At 70.8% G+C, this 14,242-nt stretch carries 13 protein-coding genes and 2 pseudogenes; 7 read left to right on the forward strand and 8 right to left on the reverse strand.

All coding sequences use genetic code 11. The annotated features are described in order from the left end of the window. Window positions 1–80: 80 nt before the first annotated feature. Entirely contained in the window at window positions 81–323 is a 243-nt protein-coding gene (locus AB0N63_RS12250) for an MbtH family protein (protein ID WP_365527654.1), read from the reverse strand. Between the two features lie 284 nt (window positions 324–607). Here AB0N63_RS12250 and AB0N63_RS12255 point away from each other — a divergent pair, with 284 nt between their 5' ends. Together AB0N63_RS12255 and AB0N63_RS12260 are read left to right on the forward strand one after the other, a co-directional pair. Continuing rightward, window positions 608–1,135 (forward strand): family 20 glycosylhydrolase, encoded by a 528-nt coding sequence (locus AB0N63_RS12255; protein ID WP_365527657.1) that lies wholly within the window; start codon window positions 608–610, stop codon window positions 1,133–1,135. A 138-nt stretch (window positions 1,136–1,273) separates the two neighbouring features. Next, window positions 1,274–3,568 (forward strand): DUF4157 domain-containing protein, encoded by a 2,295-nt coding sequence (locus AB0N63_RS12260; protein WP_365527659.1) that lies wholly within the window; start codon window positions 1,274–1,276, stop codon window positions 3,566–3,568. 385 nt (window positions 3,569–3,953) lie between these two features. Here AB0N63_RS12260 and AB0N63_RS12265 read toward each other — a convergent pair whose 3' ends face one another. Beyond that, window positions 3,954–4,205 (reverse strand): hypothetical protein, encoded by a 252-nt coding sequence (locus AB0N63_RS12265; protein ID WP_365528176.1) that lies wholly within the window; start codon window positions 4,203–4,205, stop codon window positions 3,954–3,956. Here AB0N63_RS12265 and AB0N63_RS12270 point away from each other — a divergent pair. After that, a pseudogene (locus tag AB0N63_RS12270) lies at window positions 4,092–4,933 on the forward strand (LysR family transcriptional regulator). The gene AB0N63_RS12265 and the pseudogene AB0N63_RS12270 overlap by 114 nt on opposite strands. A 252-nt stretch (window positions 4,934–5,185) precedes the next feature. Here AB0N63_RS12270 and AB0N63_RS12275 read toward each other — a convergent pair. Together AB0N63_RS12275 and AB0N63_RS12280 are read right to left on the reverse strand one after the other, a co-directional pair. After that, the gene (locus tag AB0N63_RS12275; protein WP_365527662.1) at window positions 5,186–5,611 is read right to left on the reverse strand and encodes an SDR family NAD(P)-dependent oxidoreductase; all 426 of its coding nucleotides are present in this window, start codon (window positions 5,609–5,611) and stop codon (window positions 5,186–5,188) included. Window positions 5,612–6,353: 742 nt separating this feature from the next. Next, a complete protein-coding gene (locus AB0N63_RS12280; protein WP_365527664.1) occupies window positions 6,354–6,554 on the reverse strand; it encodes a hypothetical protein in 201 nt (66 codons plus the stop codon). 292 nt (window positions 6,555–6,846) lie between these two features. On the opposite strand from AB0N63_RS12280, the pseudogene AB0N63_RS12285 reads away from it, so the two are divergent. The 4 genes and pseudogenes from AB0N63_RS12285 to AB0N63_RS12300 all read left to right on the forward strand — a co-directional run. Continuing rightward, window positions 6,847–6,990 (forward strand): annotated as a pseudogene (locus AB0N63_RS12285) (acyl-CoA thioesterase II); the annotation flags it as partial. Window positions 6,991–7,278: 288 nt separating this feature from the next. Further along, window positions 7,279–7,695 (forward strand): hypothetical protein, encoded by a 417-nt coding sequence (locus AB0N63_RS12290; protein WP_365527667.1) that lies wholly within the window; start codon window positions 7,279–7,281, stop codon window positions 7,693–7,695. A gap of 290 nt (window positions 7,696–7,985) precedes the next feature. Next, on the forward strand, window positions 7,986–9,188 hold the full coding sequence (locus AB0N63_RS12295; protein WP_365527669.1) for a PP2C family protein-serine/threonine phosphatase: 1,203 nt from the start codon (window positions 7,986–7,988) through the stop codon (window positions 9,186–9,188). 9 nt (window positions 9,189–9,197) lie between these two features. Beyond that, window positions 9,198–9,503, forward strand: a complete 306-nt coding sequence (locus AB0N63_RS12300) for a hypothetical protein (protein WP_365527672.1) — start codon at window positions 9,198–9,200, stop codon at window positions 9,501–9,503. Window positions 9,504–9,634: 131 nt separating this feature from the next. On the opposite strand, the gene AB0N63_RS12305 is transcribed toward AB0N63_RS12300, so the two are convergent. From AB0N63_RS12305 to AB0N63_RS12320, 4 genes are all read right to left on the reverse strand, one after another. After that, on the reverse strand, window positions 9,635–9,793 hold the full coding sequence (locus AB0N63_RS12305) for a hypothetical protein (RefSeq protein WP_365527675.1): 159 nt from the start codon (window positions 9,791–9,793) through the stop codon (window positions 9,635–9,637). Window positions 9,794–10,655: 862 nt separating this feature from the next. Next, on the reverse strand, window positions 10,656–12,860 hold the full coding sequence (locus AB0N63_RS12310) for a trypsin-like serine protease (RefSeq protein ID WP_365527677.1): 2,205 nt from the start codon (window positions 12,858–12,860) through the stop codon (window positions 10,656–10,658). Between the two features lie 78 nt (window positions 12,861–12,938). Then, complete coding sequence (locus AB0N63_RS12315; RefSeq protein ID WP_365527679.1) at window positions 12,939–13,460, reverse strand: hypothetical protein; 522 nt, start codon at window positions 13,458–13,460, stop codon at window positions 12,939–12,941. Window positions 13,461–13,782: 322 nt separating this feature from the next. Continuing rightward, window positions 13,783–14,172, reverse strand: coding sequence for a hypothetical protein (locus AB0N63_RS12320; protein ID WP_365527682.1), 390 nt, complete (start codon window positions 14,170–14,172; stop codon window positions 13,783–13,785). Window positions 14,173–14,242 lie beyond the last annotated feature (70 nt).

Raw genomic sequence — 14,242 nt, forward strand, 5'->3', positions numbered from 1 at the left:
CTCGGGCGGGGCGGGGGTGCGTCGAGCGGCGGGAGCGGGTTGCCGCGCCGTTCCCGGCAGCGCCGGAGAGGCGGCGCTGCCTACGCCCGCCCGGCCCCGGCCCGGTCCCGGTCCTCCCTCTTCATGGCCTCCACGAGAGAGGCCGGCCGCATGTCCGTCCAGTGCGTGTCGATGTACTCCAGGCAGTTCTGCCGGGTGTCCACGCCGTGCACCGCCTTCCAGCCCGCCGGGACGTCGACGACCGCGGGCCAGAGCGAATGCTGCCCCTCGCCGTTCACCAGCACGAGGAATTCGCCGTCCGCATCGTCGAATAGAGCGCTCACAGATCTCCACCTCGCGCATGCCGTGCTCGCCTGATCATGTCGGGTCACCACGGTAGGAGAGCCTCGGACACCGGATCGGCAGCGTGGGCGGCGCCCTGGGGGCAGTTCCGACCGGGCCTGCGGTCGGGGACCTCAGAGGCCGGCGAAGCGCCCCACGTTCATCGCGCCCGCCGCTCAGCACAGGAGGGCGCGCACCGTCTCCCCTGTCGGCGAACAGACTCCCCTCCCCAGTTGGGTACGGAGGGAGCAGGGTCCATTGGTCCCCGAGGACGGTTGACCAGGTTGTGGGTGGCCCGGGTGGCGGCGCGGACAAGGTGGGCGGCTGGAGCGGCCGTCCGCTCTCCGTCCTCCAGGACCTCCATCGCGGCGTCGCGGCCGTTCGCGCGGGCCACAAGGCGGTGATCTGTCCTGAGGAACACCTCTGCCTGGACCACCGGCGGGCGGCGCAGGGCGAGCCGGTGCCCGTCGGCTACGTGCGCACACTCGCCGACGTCTACAGGTTCGAGCCCGTCCCGGCGGGCCTCACCGAGGAGCAGGGCGGGCGGGTGGCCGGCGCCCAGGGCAATGCCTGGTCCGAGGCCATGGATACCCCGCAGCGCCTGGACTACCAGGTGTTTCCCCGGCTCGCCGCGGTGGCCGAGCTGACGTGGTCCGACCTGCCGGCCCCGGGCCGAGCGGGACGTGGCGGAGTTCGAGGCGCGCATGGCCGGACACCGTGCCCGCTGGACGCGCTCGGCGTCGACCACCGCCCGTCCGGCGGTCCGCTCCCCTGGCAGCGCCGCCCCGGTGTGTCCGGCCGGCCCACGGGTTGAATCGAACCACCTTTCACCCGCAGGTCGAGCTGTCCTTGCCGTGCGTTCAACTGCCCCTAGGATTGCCCTCCTTACCGCAGCCGCCTGCCGGGCGCCTTCCTATCCTGGCGCGACGGACCACCGACCACGAGGACCCCGATGAGCATACGCAAGGAGAGCCGGGACGAGCAGCGGGCGTCGAAGGCCGCACCGGCGACGCGCCAACCGTCGTCCGCCCCGCAGCAGCGGCTGCTCTCCCTCCAGCGCGCTGCCGGGAACGCCGCCGTGGTGCAGGCGCTGCGGCTCGCCGGGCAACTGCCCGGCGAGGAGGCTGCGCAGAGCGCGCAGCTGGACGCGGGCGCGGAGATCAAGCGCGTGACGTCCCGAAGCGGTACTCCGCTGGACCCGGCGAAACGCGCGAAGGCCGAGGCCCACTTCAAGGAGGACTTCTCCGATGTGCGGCTACACACGGACATGGTGGCCCAGCGGTCCGCAGCGAACGTGCGCGCGCACGCCTACACCGTGGGCGACGACATCGTCTCCGGGAGCGGCAGCATCGACGACAAGACCCTCTGGCACGAGCTGACCCACGTCTCCCAGCAGCGCAAGGGTCCGGTCGCGGGCACCGACCGCGGCGACGGTGTGCGGGTGTCGGACCCCGGCGACCCGTTCGAGCGGGCGGCGAGCGCCAACGAGCGGCTGGCCGACGCCCCGGCGTCCGCGGGGCATCATGCCGGGGACGGCCACGGCCACGCGCACGGCGCCCCGGTGCAGCGCAGCGCCGCGCGGCCGGACGCCGTGCAGCGCATGATGACGGACACCGGCGAGCGCGCGACGGGCACGGGCGAGCGCCGCAGGGTGCTGGTGGTCTGCGACGAGAGCGGGCTCGGTCTCGGCGGCGTCCCGGTCTTCAACATGGAGCTGGTCAAAGGGCTCCACCACGACCACGACGTCACCCTGCTCACCGTCAACGCGCACGACGACTACGACCACGACAGGACGACCGCCCAGCACGGCGGCGCCCACATCGTCAACGCCTCGGTGCCCGGCGTGGAGGAGGGCCGCGACCGCCTCGACGTGGTCGCCAAGGGCTCGCCGGGCCAGTACAAGCTGCCGACCGCCAAGGACGCCTTCGACATCGTCATCGGCCACTCCCGGTTCTCCGGTCCCGCCGCGCAGAAGATCCGCGACGCCTGGTATCCCGGCGCCCGGGTGGTGCACTTCCTGCACACCAGTCCCGTACGCCTCGACAAGATCAAGGAGGCGCCGAAGAAGGGTGCCGAGAAAGCCATCAAAGAGCGCAAGGCCATGCAGAAGGCCGATCTGGTGGCCGGCGTGGGATCGCTGCTCGCCAAGGAGGCCGAACGGCTCTCGGAGGGGGTGCTGCGCGTCCCCGCGCTGCACGACTTCGTCCCGGGCACCGAGGTCGGCGAGCCGGTCGAGCCGTCCCTGCTCAACCAGGCCAAGTACCTGATGCACCTGCCGCGCAAGCTCAAGGTGCTGCTGCCGGGACGGGCCGCGGACCAGATCAAGGGCGTGGAGGCGGCCGTCCAGGCGATCGGCATCCTGCGCCGCCCGAAGAACCAGGGCGGCCGCGGTCTCGACGTCCGGATGACGATCCGCGGCACTCCGCACCCGGAGAAGGACCCGGAGAACTACGCCAAGTGGAAGTCGATCGTCGACACCCACGGCGCGGGCGGGGTCATCATGCTCCCCTTCAGCAAGAACCCGGCGGACCTGGAGCACGACCGGGAGACCACCCACGCGGTGATCATGCCGTCGCTGCACGAGGGCTTCGGGCTGGTCGCCACCGAGGGAGCGGGGCGCAGCCTCCCCGTCCTGGTCAACGGGGAGAGCGGCGCGGCCCAGTTCCTGAAGCAGGTGACCGACGGCTCCTTCATGGGGGTCGTCGACGCGCCCTTCAACGTCGACTCGGCCAGCGGCAAGGAGGTCGCGGGCGGCGCCAACTCGCGGGCGCAGGCGTGGGCCACGGCCATCGAGAACCTGCGGACGAACCTGCGGGGCGCGCGCGGGGAAGCGGACCATCTGTACGAACTCCTCAAGGGCTACTCCTGGCGGCACGCCGCCCAGGCACTGGTGACGGCCACCATGGCGACCGCGCCGCCCCTCCAGGACCCGTCGCGTCCCTCGGACGAGCCGTACCGCGGCGCGGTCACCCGGCAGGGCCCGAACGGCGCCGTGGAGGAGGTCAAGGACACGCGCGGGAACTGGGCGCCGCACGCCTACTGGGACGGCTCGACCCCGGAACCGGCCGGTCTGTGGGACCCGGAGGAGCAGAAGGCCCACATGGCGAAGCTCGTCCTCGCCATGAGGCCCGACCCCACGCGGAGAAACTCCGCCGATGTCCTGCACTCCGGCCGGCACACCGGCATCGACGGCAAGGAGCGTCCGCGGCCCAGGGACGGGGGGACATGGCAAAAGCAGGAGAGCTGACGGCGCTGCTGCGCTACCGCAGGACACAGGTCGACCCAAGCGTCATCGTCGGACCGGGCGTTGTTGGTGGATTTCCTCCGTGCGCGCCGTGAGAGGGAACGGGTCTGAAGGCGACCGTCCCGGACGCCGGGGGACGGTGGGACTGATTCCGCCGAACCATCCGGACAAATGATCGGCGCGGAGCCTGCGCAGGGACCGCTCGCGTCGGCTGGAGGTCACCGCGATGACATGTGCCCCCTTCCCCTTCCGCGAGCCGCACAGGAAGGTGCCCTCCGCCGGCGGCACCATGCCCGGGCCTCCACGAAGCGGGCGGGCCGGAGGTTCTGCGGTACGCCGAGGTGCCGGTTCCTGAGAACTGAATCGCCTTCGTCACGCTGTCGCCTTCTCAGGGAAACCGTGCCCCTTCAGTCAGGCCCCAGGACGGCAAGGTCCCTCGAGACCCGTTCGGGAACCTGGTCATTCCGAAGGGCATGACACGTAGGCTGGAACGGTGAATGATCTCGGACAGGACCTGGAACTGCGGCTGGTGCGTTACTTCACCGTGGTGGCGGCGCACCAGCACTTCGGCCGGGCCGCCGCCGACCTGCACGTGGCGCAGCCGGCCTTGAGCCGCCAGATCCAACGCCTCGAGAAACATCTCGGCTCACGGCTGCTGGACCGCACATCGCAAGGTACCCGGCTCACTCGGGCCGGTCAGGCGTTCCTCCCCGGGCCCAGGCCTTGCTGCAGGCCGCCCGCCAGGCCGAGCTGGCCGTGCGTGAACAAGCCAGGACCGAACGCATCGTCATCGGCTACGTCGAGGACCTGGTGATCACTGCCGCCGTACGGGAACTGCGCCGCCGCCACCCGGACGCCGACATCATCACCAGGCATCTGAGTTGCCGTGGTGTCGGGGCGCTGCCCGACAAGCGCGTCGACGCACTGATCGGGCGAGCCCCGCTGCCACTCGCCGCCGACGACGTGTCCACCGCCCCGCTGTACGAGGAGCCTCGGATGCTCGTGGTACCGCGCGGCCATCCCTTGGCCGGCCGCGCGTCGGTGACCGCGGAGGAACTGGCCGACGAAGAGGCAGCGCCGTGCGCGTTCGGAACCGAGGAATGGACCTCCTACCGCATCCTCGGCGCCGGCGTACCGCCGATCGAGAGTTACGAGGACAAGCTCGAACTCGTCGCGAACGGCGAGGCGATCGCCGTGTTGCCGGTCGGTGATCGGCGCAGCTCCCTGCGTCCCGAGCTCGTCACTGTCCCGATCGAGGGCGCTCCGTCCAGCCAAGTCGTCCTGGCGAGCCGCAGAGGCGACCCGAATCCGATGATCAGCGATCTCCTGCTTGCGGCCAAGACCGCCCTGACCGGCTCGGCAGCCTGACGGGATCAGTTGACCCGCTCGGCGCGTAACCGTACCGAGCGGTGTTCCCGCGCACCGTGGCCGTCGCGCGCCCTGCCGGAGCGTCGGTGCGGTCGGCCTCGGCCCGTTTCTCGTGGCCGCTGGCAGGCCGCGGTGTCGGCCGGCTGCACCTGAATGCCGGCAGCGCGGCACTCCTCGACCACGAACCGCTTCACGTCCGCCTCACCACGTAGGACACCGTCTCCATCAGCGGCTGTGCCGTTGGTAGGCCGCTCAGCCGTTGACGGCAGCGACGACCTGGTCGTAGTCGCCGCGCGCCTCGCCGTAGCGCAGGAACTTCACGCGCTCGACCTGGATCTCCTTGGCGTCGGGCTCGGCCTCGATCAGACCGACCACCTCCGTGACGAACTCGTCGAGGGGCATCGACCGCTCGTCGTCCTCGTGCCCGGGGAGCAGCGCGGTACGGACGGCCGGCGGTACCGGCTCCACGACCTTCACCGAGGTGCCGGCCAGTTGCAGCCGGACGGACTCGCTGAGCGTGTGGATCGCGGCCTTCGAGGCGTTGTAGCTCGGCGTGATCTTGAGTGGTAGGAAGGCGAGGCCGGAGGAGACGGTCATGATCGTGGCGTCCGGCCGCGTCTGGAGGTGCTCGACGAACGCGGCGATGAGCCGGATCGGACCGAGCACGTTCGTGGCCACCGTGTCCTGGGCGGTGGCGAAACGACGCGGGATCGCGCCAGTCCTCGGCGTGCATCACGCCGGCCATCGTGACCAGGACGTTGAGGTCCGGGTGGTCGGCCACCACCTGCTTCGCGGCGCAGGCGATGCTCGCGGCGTCCGTGATGTCGATCCGGGCGAACGTCACTGCCCGGCGGACCGGTGTCCCCTGCTCAAGCAGCGAGGCTCCGGCCCGCGAGGTGGTGACGTCCGCACGTCCGCCAGGCCACGGACAGTAGCCAGTAGCCGTGCAGCAGTCCTTGTGCGGCGCGGGCGTGCCGGTACGGTCGTGGCGGCGCATCTCCGTCTCACCGTGGTTGAAGTCCGCCACCGGGGGTGACGCGAGCGCCTGTGACAGGGAGCGCTAGGTGTGGCTAGGTGTGTTGCCCCGGGACGTCGGTGACACGCGTGCTGGGCTTCGGTACAGACGCACCGCCATGAACGGTGCCCCCACCACCACGATCACAATGGTCGCCCACCACGGCAGGACCGGTCCACCAGTATCCGCCGCGGCCATCAGGATCACGGAGCCTCCTCGGTCTGGCGCTCACGGAGTTCGGCGAGCAGTGCTGAATTGACGATGCGGACGATCGCCTCGGTGTCGCGGTCATCTACGGAGGGCCACAGTACGTCGCGGGCCGCCCGATACTTCGCAGCCGGCCGCACCCGCTTTCTTCCAGGCGTGGAAGAACTGGCCCGACTCCCGCACCGGCACGCGTCCACGTCACTGAAGGCCGACTGGAAAGCGCAGGTGTCGACCTCGTGCCGGCACCGGGCACAGGCCGTCCGTGCCGGTCCGCGAGTCGGCCTTGGCCGCGCTGAACGCCCAGCGGGACGCGCCGACATGCCGGTCGAGATCGGCGAGCTGCGCGGCTGTGACGCCCAGAGCGAACCGGAACGCGCGGATCACGACGTCTGCGGACACATACTGCCACCCCTTGCTGCTCACTGTCCCGGACACGGCGGCGGAACTGTAAGAGACAGCACTGACATCAGACCCGCACGGAGTCATCGGTCGCGGACAACCGTGTGCGGTCACGGACGAAAGGCCGCCCGTCGCCCGGCGCTTTGTCGCCCGGGATACCGAGCGCTGGGACCTCGGTTCGTCGTGGGCTCACGAGTGCGGGCGGACCACCTGGTCGTGTCCTGCCTGGCTGCCACTGCTGTAGGGCCGATGTCACCGGCAGGGGCCCGGAGAGGGACTGCTTCGAAGGGACGATCAGGAGTCGCCGTCCGCGCACGGCGGCCGCGGCCTCGGCCAGGCCCGCATCCGCCCCCGTGACGGGCGGCTCGCCATCACCGTCATCCAGAAGGGCGTGGTCCGCGTCCCGCGCCCGCCGGACGACAACCCGGTTCGCTGAGGTGCCAAGTGGCGAGTGGGGTACTAGCCTCAATGAGTGAAAGCCGCGAGTGCACGGCATGAGCGGCCGGCGAGGTCCCGGGGCATCTCCTCCGACCTCAGCCGCGGCATCTGACGACGCGCCAGCGTCCAAGGTGGGCCGCAGGCGTCGACCGCAAATACGTGTCGTGTACACATGATCTCTCGCGGTGACATCTGAAGACCGCGCCGCGCGTCCTTCCGTGCGGCGGCGGCCTTCCACCTCGCGTCTCCCTCCGGGGGCCGTGAGAGACGATGGAAGGTAATTACCATGCGAGCAACACGCACGCGGCACCTTGTCGCACTGTCCGCCACGGGTCTGCTGCTGGCAGGCGGAGCCGCGATCGGCGTGGCGGGCACCGCCTCGGCGAGCCCTGCCAACGTTCACAGCTCCTACAGCAGTGACTGGGGCGGCGGCCACGGAGACCACGGCCGCGGTGGACACGGCGGCTGGTGGGGCGACGACGATGACGACTGGGGCTACGGCGGCTACGGCCACGGTGGCCACGGCGGCTACGGCGGCTACGGCCACGGCGGCTACGGCGGCTACGGCGGCTACGGCCACGGCGGCTACGGCGGCTACGGCGGTCACGGTGACGGAGGCTACGGTGGCGGCCACGGCGGTGGCGGAGGCCACGGCGGTGGCGGAGGCCACGGCGGTGGCGGCCACGGCGGTGGCGGTCGCTGAGCCGAGTCCCCATCCCAGACGACACGATGTGCGACCCCGCGCGCGGGGTCGCACATCTCTCTGTCTTCGGGCCGGTCAGCCCCTGACGAACCCTAGTGGTCCAGACCGGTTCGGCCAGCCGCGTCCAGCAGACAGGCGGTCACGTCGTAGTGTCGCGGGCTGACCACACAGTGACACGGCGGCGCTCCCGCCTCATGCCGCCGGTAGTCGCTGCCCCTGCCCGGCAGGCCGGCCGATGGCGAGGCCCTGGCGCACGGGCGTGTCCCCGGGAACTGGGGTACACCGGTTGTATGAACGCGCGGCGTGCGTCGGTGGACCGGTTGCTGGCACAGCTCTCGGGCCGCGGGGCGGTGGCGGTCCCCTTGGCTCTGATCGTCGCGATCACCCTGGCGGACCTGCGCACCCCGCAAGACGTCCACCTGGGGCCCTTCCTGGTGATCGCACCGGCTCTCACCGCTTCCTTGGCCGGGCCGCGGCTGACCGCGCTCGTCGGCGCGCTGGCTGTGGCCGCGCAACTGTGCATAGCTGTTTTTCACGGCGGGGTGGCCACCTCCAACCACCTGGCGCAGATCACCGCTCTGACTCTGCTCTCGGCCCTGGTGGTCTTGGTCTGCCACGTGCGCGAGCGGCGCGGCCGGGAACTGAGCCGGGCACGGTCGGTGGCGGAGACGGCGCAGCTCGCGTTGCTGCGGCCACCGCCGCGCCGGATGGGGCCGCTGCGGGTGGCCTGGATGTATCTGGCCGCCGGGGACGAGACCCGGATCGGTGGCGACCTGTTCGCGCTGGCCCGTACCGACCGTCCCGGCACCCGTGTGATCATCGGTGACGTCCGGGGCAAGGGCCTGGCGGCCATCGGTGAGGCGTCCGTCGTGCTGGGTGCGTTCCGTGAGGGCGCCCACCGCTACACCACCTTGGCGGGCCTCGCGGCGGCCTTGGAGGAGAGTGTGGCGCGGAATCTGGAGGAGGTGGCCGACACCGAGCACGACCCGGGCGAGCACTTCATCACCGCGCTGCTACTCGACATCCCCGACCAGGGTGCGCAGGCAGAAATGGTCAGCTGCGGCCACCCGCCGCCCCTGCTGCGGCACGATCACCACCTCACCGCCCTGCACGCACGGCATCCCGCTCCCCCCTTGGGCATGTGCCAGCCTCCCGACTCCAGGCACCGGAGCGAATCTTTCACCTTCGAGACCGGCGACATGCTGCTGCTTTACACCGATGGTGTCGTCGAAGCCCGCTCGCCTTCGGGAGCCTTCTACCCACTCAGCCAGCGCGCGGCCCGGTATCGCGGATCCACACCCGAGAACCTGGTCGGCGAGATCCACCGCGGCCTGATTGACCACGTCGGCCACGAACCCGCAGACGACGCCGCCCTCCTCGTCATCGAACGCTGCCCCACTCACCGCCTTCACCGACCACATCCCGACGGCCAGATCCGCGAGCCCTCACAGAGCGGCTCGACGAGGCCTGCGAGCAACGCGGGAGGAAGCTGACCAACCGAGATGCACGGAGCAGCGTTCGCTTTGGTCCCGGCCGAACAGCCGCTCGCCATGCAGCAAGACACCGCCGACATCGACGCCTTTCATGCTCAAGCCTTGACCAGCGCGCACACCGCGGCTCGGCGCAGCGGACCCGTTTCCACCGAACGGCGCCTGATGTGCCGGGCACATGCCTCGTCTGCCGGGAATCCCTCGGCCAGCGTCAGCGATGTCGCGCTGCTGCACACTGCCGTGTGGCGATTGAACAACTCGATCCTCGCCGGCGTCGGGACAAGGCTCTCCACGCCTTCGAACGCCGTCAGCATGTGACCTCTGGAGGCGGCGCCCGCCGAAGGGTCCTCCCTCAAGGAGGCCAGACGCTCCCTCGCCAGGGGGAAGGACTCGCCTGTTCGCCACAGCGGGGCGCTCATGGCCATGGCCGGCACGTTCTCCAGCATCGTTCAGCGCATGCGGTGCGGCGCGTCGTGGAACGAGGGGTCGAGCTGGAACTCGGCGGCCAGGGAGAACCAGGTCATCGGGACGACACCGGCCTGGACCATGCGCTGCACCGCCGCGTTGTGGGCCTCGACCGAGGGACTGGCGGAGGCGTCGAGCGCCACGTGCACGCGGTAGCCCTCACGAGGCGCGGCCTGAGCAGGCCAGGGCCGAGCAGGCAACGGGTGAGACGGGCCGGGACGGCACGAGGCGTGCGACGGGCCAGGCGCACGAGCCGGGACCTGCCGGCACAACGGCCGACTACCAGGCGTGCGGACGGCGAGCAGCAGCAGCGCAGCAGACGACCGGACAGGCGGGTGAGCCGGCCAGCGGGTGAGACCAGCCGGGACGGCACAGGCCCGGCGGCGAGCGCCGGGCAGCCGGGGCCAGCGCCAGGACAGGCCGGACAGCGGCGGGACGGGAAACAGCCCGGGCCGCACGGCAGGGGGCCGGGACCGCAGCAAGGGTGTGGCGGGGAGGCGCGGGCGCGCCTCCCCCGGGGGGCGAAGGGCCCCGCGACCGGGCCGGGCAACGAGCAGAAACCGCCAGCAGCGGCGGGCCGGGCGGGCACCGAGACCGGGCCGGGGCGGGACAGGTCGTGGCGCAGCTGACGCTGCACGTTCCGCGACTCGCTGTGCGCATCGTGCGTGTGGTCAAGGAACGGCTTCCCTGACTGAGGGTCTGCGCAGGAGCCCGTCCCGTAGGGCGGGCCCCCGCGCACCATCCACGTCGACCCCTGGTGGGGTCTGCGCATACCTGAGCGGTAGAGCAGGCCCCGCTGTCGTGGCGGACGACTCCTGAGCCTCTGCCGCCCACACGAGACGGCCCCGCCCGCCACGCTGTCATGCTCTCCTCGGCGAAACGCCGTTCGCAGTGATCTGCACAGGTCAGAGTGTGCTCACGGGGAGCGTGACAGGTGGCCGTGACACGAGCCGGGCGGGGACCGAGACGGAGACGGCCTGGAGCGAGGCGCTGTGTCCCGCGGTGCTAGCGGACCACGTAGCCGAAGCGCCCGCCGGCCGCCGGCAGACCGCCCTTGCCGGGCTGGTACGTGGTGATCGCCGCGTTGGAACCGCCCGCGGTCACGTTGGACAGCGGCAGGGCATAGACCGTGCCGTAGCTGCCCGGGCCGTAGGGCATGCCCAGGTACAGCTGGGTGCCGCTGTAGTGGATGCTCTGGCCGAGGTGCTGGTCGGCACCGGCCGGACCCGGGATGCCGGAGGTGCCGGCCTCGATCCAGCGGTTGTTCGCGCCGGGCGAGCCGAGCAGCGAGAAGGTGGTGATGGCACCGGCCTTGGCGGTGGTGCCGATGGCCTCGTCGGTGATGCCGACGGCCAGCTTCATCGTCGCCGTGGTGCTGACCGCACGCGGGGCGGTGTTCACGGCGGCCACGGCCGTGCCGAAGCGGTCACCGGCCTCGGAGGTGCCGGGCACGGTGTCCGAACCGGTGCCGGACAGGTACGAGTTGAGCTGGGTGTACTTGCCGTCCGCGCCGATGCGGAAGGTCTGCACCATGCCGGCGTCGGTCTTGTTGACGCCGTCGACGGACAGGTCCTCGCCGGGCACGCCAACCACGAGGATCGACTCGTTGGCACTGGCCGCCCCCGACGGGCGGTAGGGCACCATGGCCACGGACTTGCCGAACAGGTCACCGGCCTCGGCGCCGCCGGAGACGGCGTCCAGGTCCTGGTCGAGGCCGAACAGCGGGGTGGGCCGCTTCTCGGAGTTCAGCTGGTGCGAGAAGACCGCCAGGTTGCCGGCGTCCGCGTCGGTGCCGATGGTCTCGTTCGGCGCGGCGATGACGATGTGGTTGGCGTCGGCCGCGACCGCGCCGCCGAAGCCGTCGTTCGCCTCCACGGCGCCGGGCACGCCGGTGCTGTCCTGGCTGATGGCGATGTTGGTGTCGCCGTGCACGTAGAAGGCCATGCCCGCCTTGGCGACGCTGCCGATGGCCTCGCCCGGGGAGCCGATCACGACGAACGGCTCGCCGGCGGCGGTGACGCCGGCCGCGATGGCCTGGCCGGTGCGGTCGCCGGCCTCCGGGGAGGAGGACTTGAAGGAGCCGGTGCCCGAGCCCTGCTCGAAGTGGGTGTCCTTGAGGGAACCGGTGCCGATGCCGCCCGGGGCGCCGTACAGGATGTCGGCCATGCCCGCGTCGGCGGCGGTGCCGAGGTCCTCGGAGGGGGTGCCGACGACGAGGTCGGTGCAGCCGTCCTCGTTGTAGTCGACGGTGTCCATGGCCTCGCCGAACCAGTCGCCGGCCTCGGAGCCGCCGGGTACCCAGTCGAGGTCCTGGTTGATCTCGGCGGTGCCCTTGCCGCCGCCGTAGACGATGCGGACGACACCCGCGCCGTCCTTGCCGGCCACGGCCGCCTTCGGGTCGGCAATGGCGACGTCCTCGACGCCGTCGCAGTTGAAGTCGGTGATGCGCGCGGCACCGGTCTTGGAGCTCACCCAGGAGGCGAGGTCGTCGACGCGGGCGGTGACACCGCCGGTGCGGGTCTCGGCCGCGTCGATGCCGAAGCAGCCACCCTGGTAGGAGCGGCTGCTGAGGGCGACGAGCTGGGAGGTGCCGCCGCTCGTGCGCACCACGGGACCGCCACTGTCGCCCATGCAGGCGGCAGCGCCGTCCTTGCCGGTGACGGTGGCCGTGGTGGCGTCGGTGGAGTCCACGGTCAGCGACCCGCTGTGCAGCTTCAGGGGCGCCCACTCGGTCTTGTTGCGCCCGTAGCCGGCGAACTTCAGCTCCTCACCGGCGGCGGGCGCGGTGGTGGCCAGGGCGATGGGCGCGACGTTGGTGACCGGGCGGTTCAGCCGGGCCAGCACCACGTCGCGGTCGGTGCGGGGCACCAGTTCGACGATCTCGCGTACGGCGCCGTCGGTGCCGCTCAGGTCGGTGCGGCCGATGGTCGCGGTCGTCTTCACCTTCGGCTTGCCGGCGGGCACGGTGAGGTCCGTGGCGGGGTTGTCGGCGAAGCAGCTGGCCGCGGTGAGCAGCCATTCGGTGTCGACCAGGACGCCGGAGCAGCCGTGGTCGTGGTCGCCGACGATGACCTGCGCGGTGGGGGCGAAGGAGGCGTCCGTGACCGGGGTGCCGGTGACGGCGGACGCGGGCGCGGCGCACACGGCCAGGGGGCCGGCGAGGACCGCGGTGACGAGTGCGGCGAGACGCACGTGTCTTGACTGTGGCATGTAGAAAGTCCTTGAGCTTGTGATCCGCGGGCCGGTACGGCCGCGCGGAGGAGGGGGCGGGACGACGGGGGCCCGCGGTTACTTGGAGGTGCGGATCTCCACGAGCATGTGCTCCCGGCCCTGCGGGTCGGCGCTCTCGCCGACCGCGGTCCAGGTGTTCTTGGCGATGTCGAAGCTCTTCTGCTCCGAGTCGACGGTCATGTCCACCTGGGCCGCGTAGTCGTTGCCCCGGACGGCGTAGACGGAGGGGATCTCCATCGTCAGCCAGCCGGTGTTCCCGGTGACCTGGAAGCAGATCTTGTCCTTGCTGCGGGCCCAGACCTCGAGGAAGCCGGTGCCGCTCGCGCAGTCGGCGAGCGTGATGTGCCCGTCGCCCCGCTTGAGGACGATGTTCTTCTCCGCGAGGATCTTGTCCGCGCCCGGGTAGTTGAAGTCCTCCACGGCGTAGCCCGGGGCCTCGCCGGCGACGGAGGTGACCGAGTCGGCCGTGACGTCCTTGGCGGCGGAGGTACCGCCCGTCAGTGCCGTGACCGCCAGGGCGCCCGCGGCCGCGGCGGCCAGAACGGTGCCGGCGATCCTTCTCCGGTTCGGCTTCGCCATTACGGCACGTTCCTTCATCACAGTCCTCACTCGTCGGTCTCCGGAGCGGATGGTCCGGAGCGCATTTCATGCAGTTGTGTGAAGGCAGCAGGAAGTGACGCGCAGTGCCCCCACTCCCGGCAATCGAACGAATGGCGACGTGCCCGTTCTGCCATTCATTTGGCATACGGCCCTGACCGGGCTTCTGTCCGACTGTCGGGAAACTGCTCGAACTTGGCTATAAAACCCTCTGCGATGAACCCTTGTCCACTTCGCAAATTACCTAAATGGGGCGTAAAGTGGAAGCCTCGTTGTGAGGTGGATCACAGCGGCGGGATGTTTCTCAGACGGCCAGCAGAAACGCCAGAAATCCCATCACGATAACCGAAACGTAGACGGCCGCCTGATATCGCGCAGGGTACTCGTACTTGTCCCTGCGTACGCCCCTTCGCCATTCTTCGCACCATTCGGTGAAGAGTTTGCCGGAGGGGAGCAGGCCGAGGGCGAGACCCGTCCAGGTGAAGGAGTAAAGAACCAGCATCTGCCGCGCGTTCCAGTGCTGCTGCTGGAGGTTTCCCACCGCGACCATGCCGAGGCAGCAGGCCGCGGAAACGACGGCCACCCACAGGGTCAGCCTGCGGACTTTCATCCAGCGGTGCATCTCGGCGGTGAGCAGGAAAGTGGCGAGAGCCGCCATGAGCAGCAGCCAGCCGAGGGGAAGGCGCGCGAGCACGGCCGCTCCTTTCGAGAATTCGGCAGGGCCGGCGGCGGATGCGCCGCCGGCCCATCCCGGGGACCTTACA

This window comes from Streptomyces sp. NPDC093260, assembly GCF_040683715.1.
GTDB lineage: Bacteria > Actinomycetota > Actinomycetes > Streptomycetales > Streptomycetaceae > Streptomyces > Streptomyces sennicomposti.

Excerpts from the sequence above, each read along its gene's own strand:
- AB0N63_RS12260 (WP_365527659.1), top strand. The coding sequence starts at position 1,274 with ATGAGCATACGCAAGGAGAGCCGGGACGAGCAGCGGGCGTCGAAGGCC.
- AB0N63_RS12315 (WP_365527679.1), bottom strand. The coding sequence starts at position 13,460 with ATGGCGAAGCCGAACCGGAGAAGGATCGCCGGCACCGTTCTGGCCGCC.
- AB0N63_RS12290 (WP_365527667.1), top strand. The coding sequence starts at position 7,279 with ATGCGAGCAACACGCACGCGGCACCTTGTCGCACTGTCCGCCACGGGT.
- AB0N63_RS12300 (WP_365527672.1), top strand. The coding sequence starts at position 9,198 with ATGCACGGAGCAGCGTTCGCTTTGGTCCCGGCCGAACAGCCGCTCGCC.
- AB0N63_RS12310 (WP_365527677.1), bottom strand. The coding sequence starts at position 12,860 with ATGCCACAGTCAAGACACGTGCGTCTCGCCGCACTCGTCACCGCGGTC.
- AB0N63_RS12265 (WP_365528176.1), bottom strand. The coding sequence starts at position 4,205 with ATGTTTCTCGAGGCGTTGGATCTGGCGGCTCAAGGCCGGCTGCGCCAC.
- AB0N63_RS12295 (WP_365527669.1), top strand. The coding sequence starts at position 7,986 with ATGAACGCGCGGCGTGCGTCGGTGGACCGGTTGCTGGCACAGCTCTCG.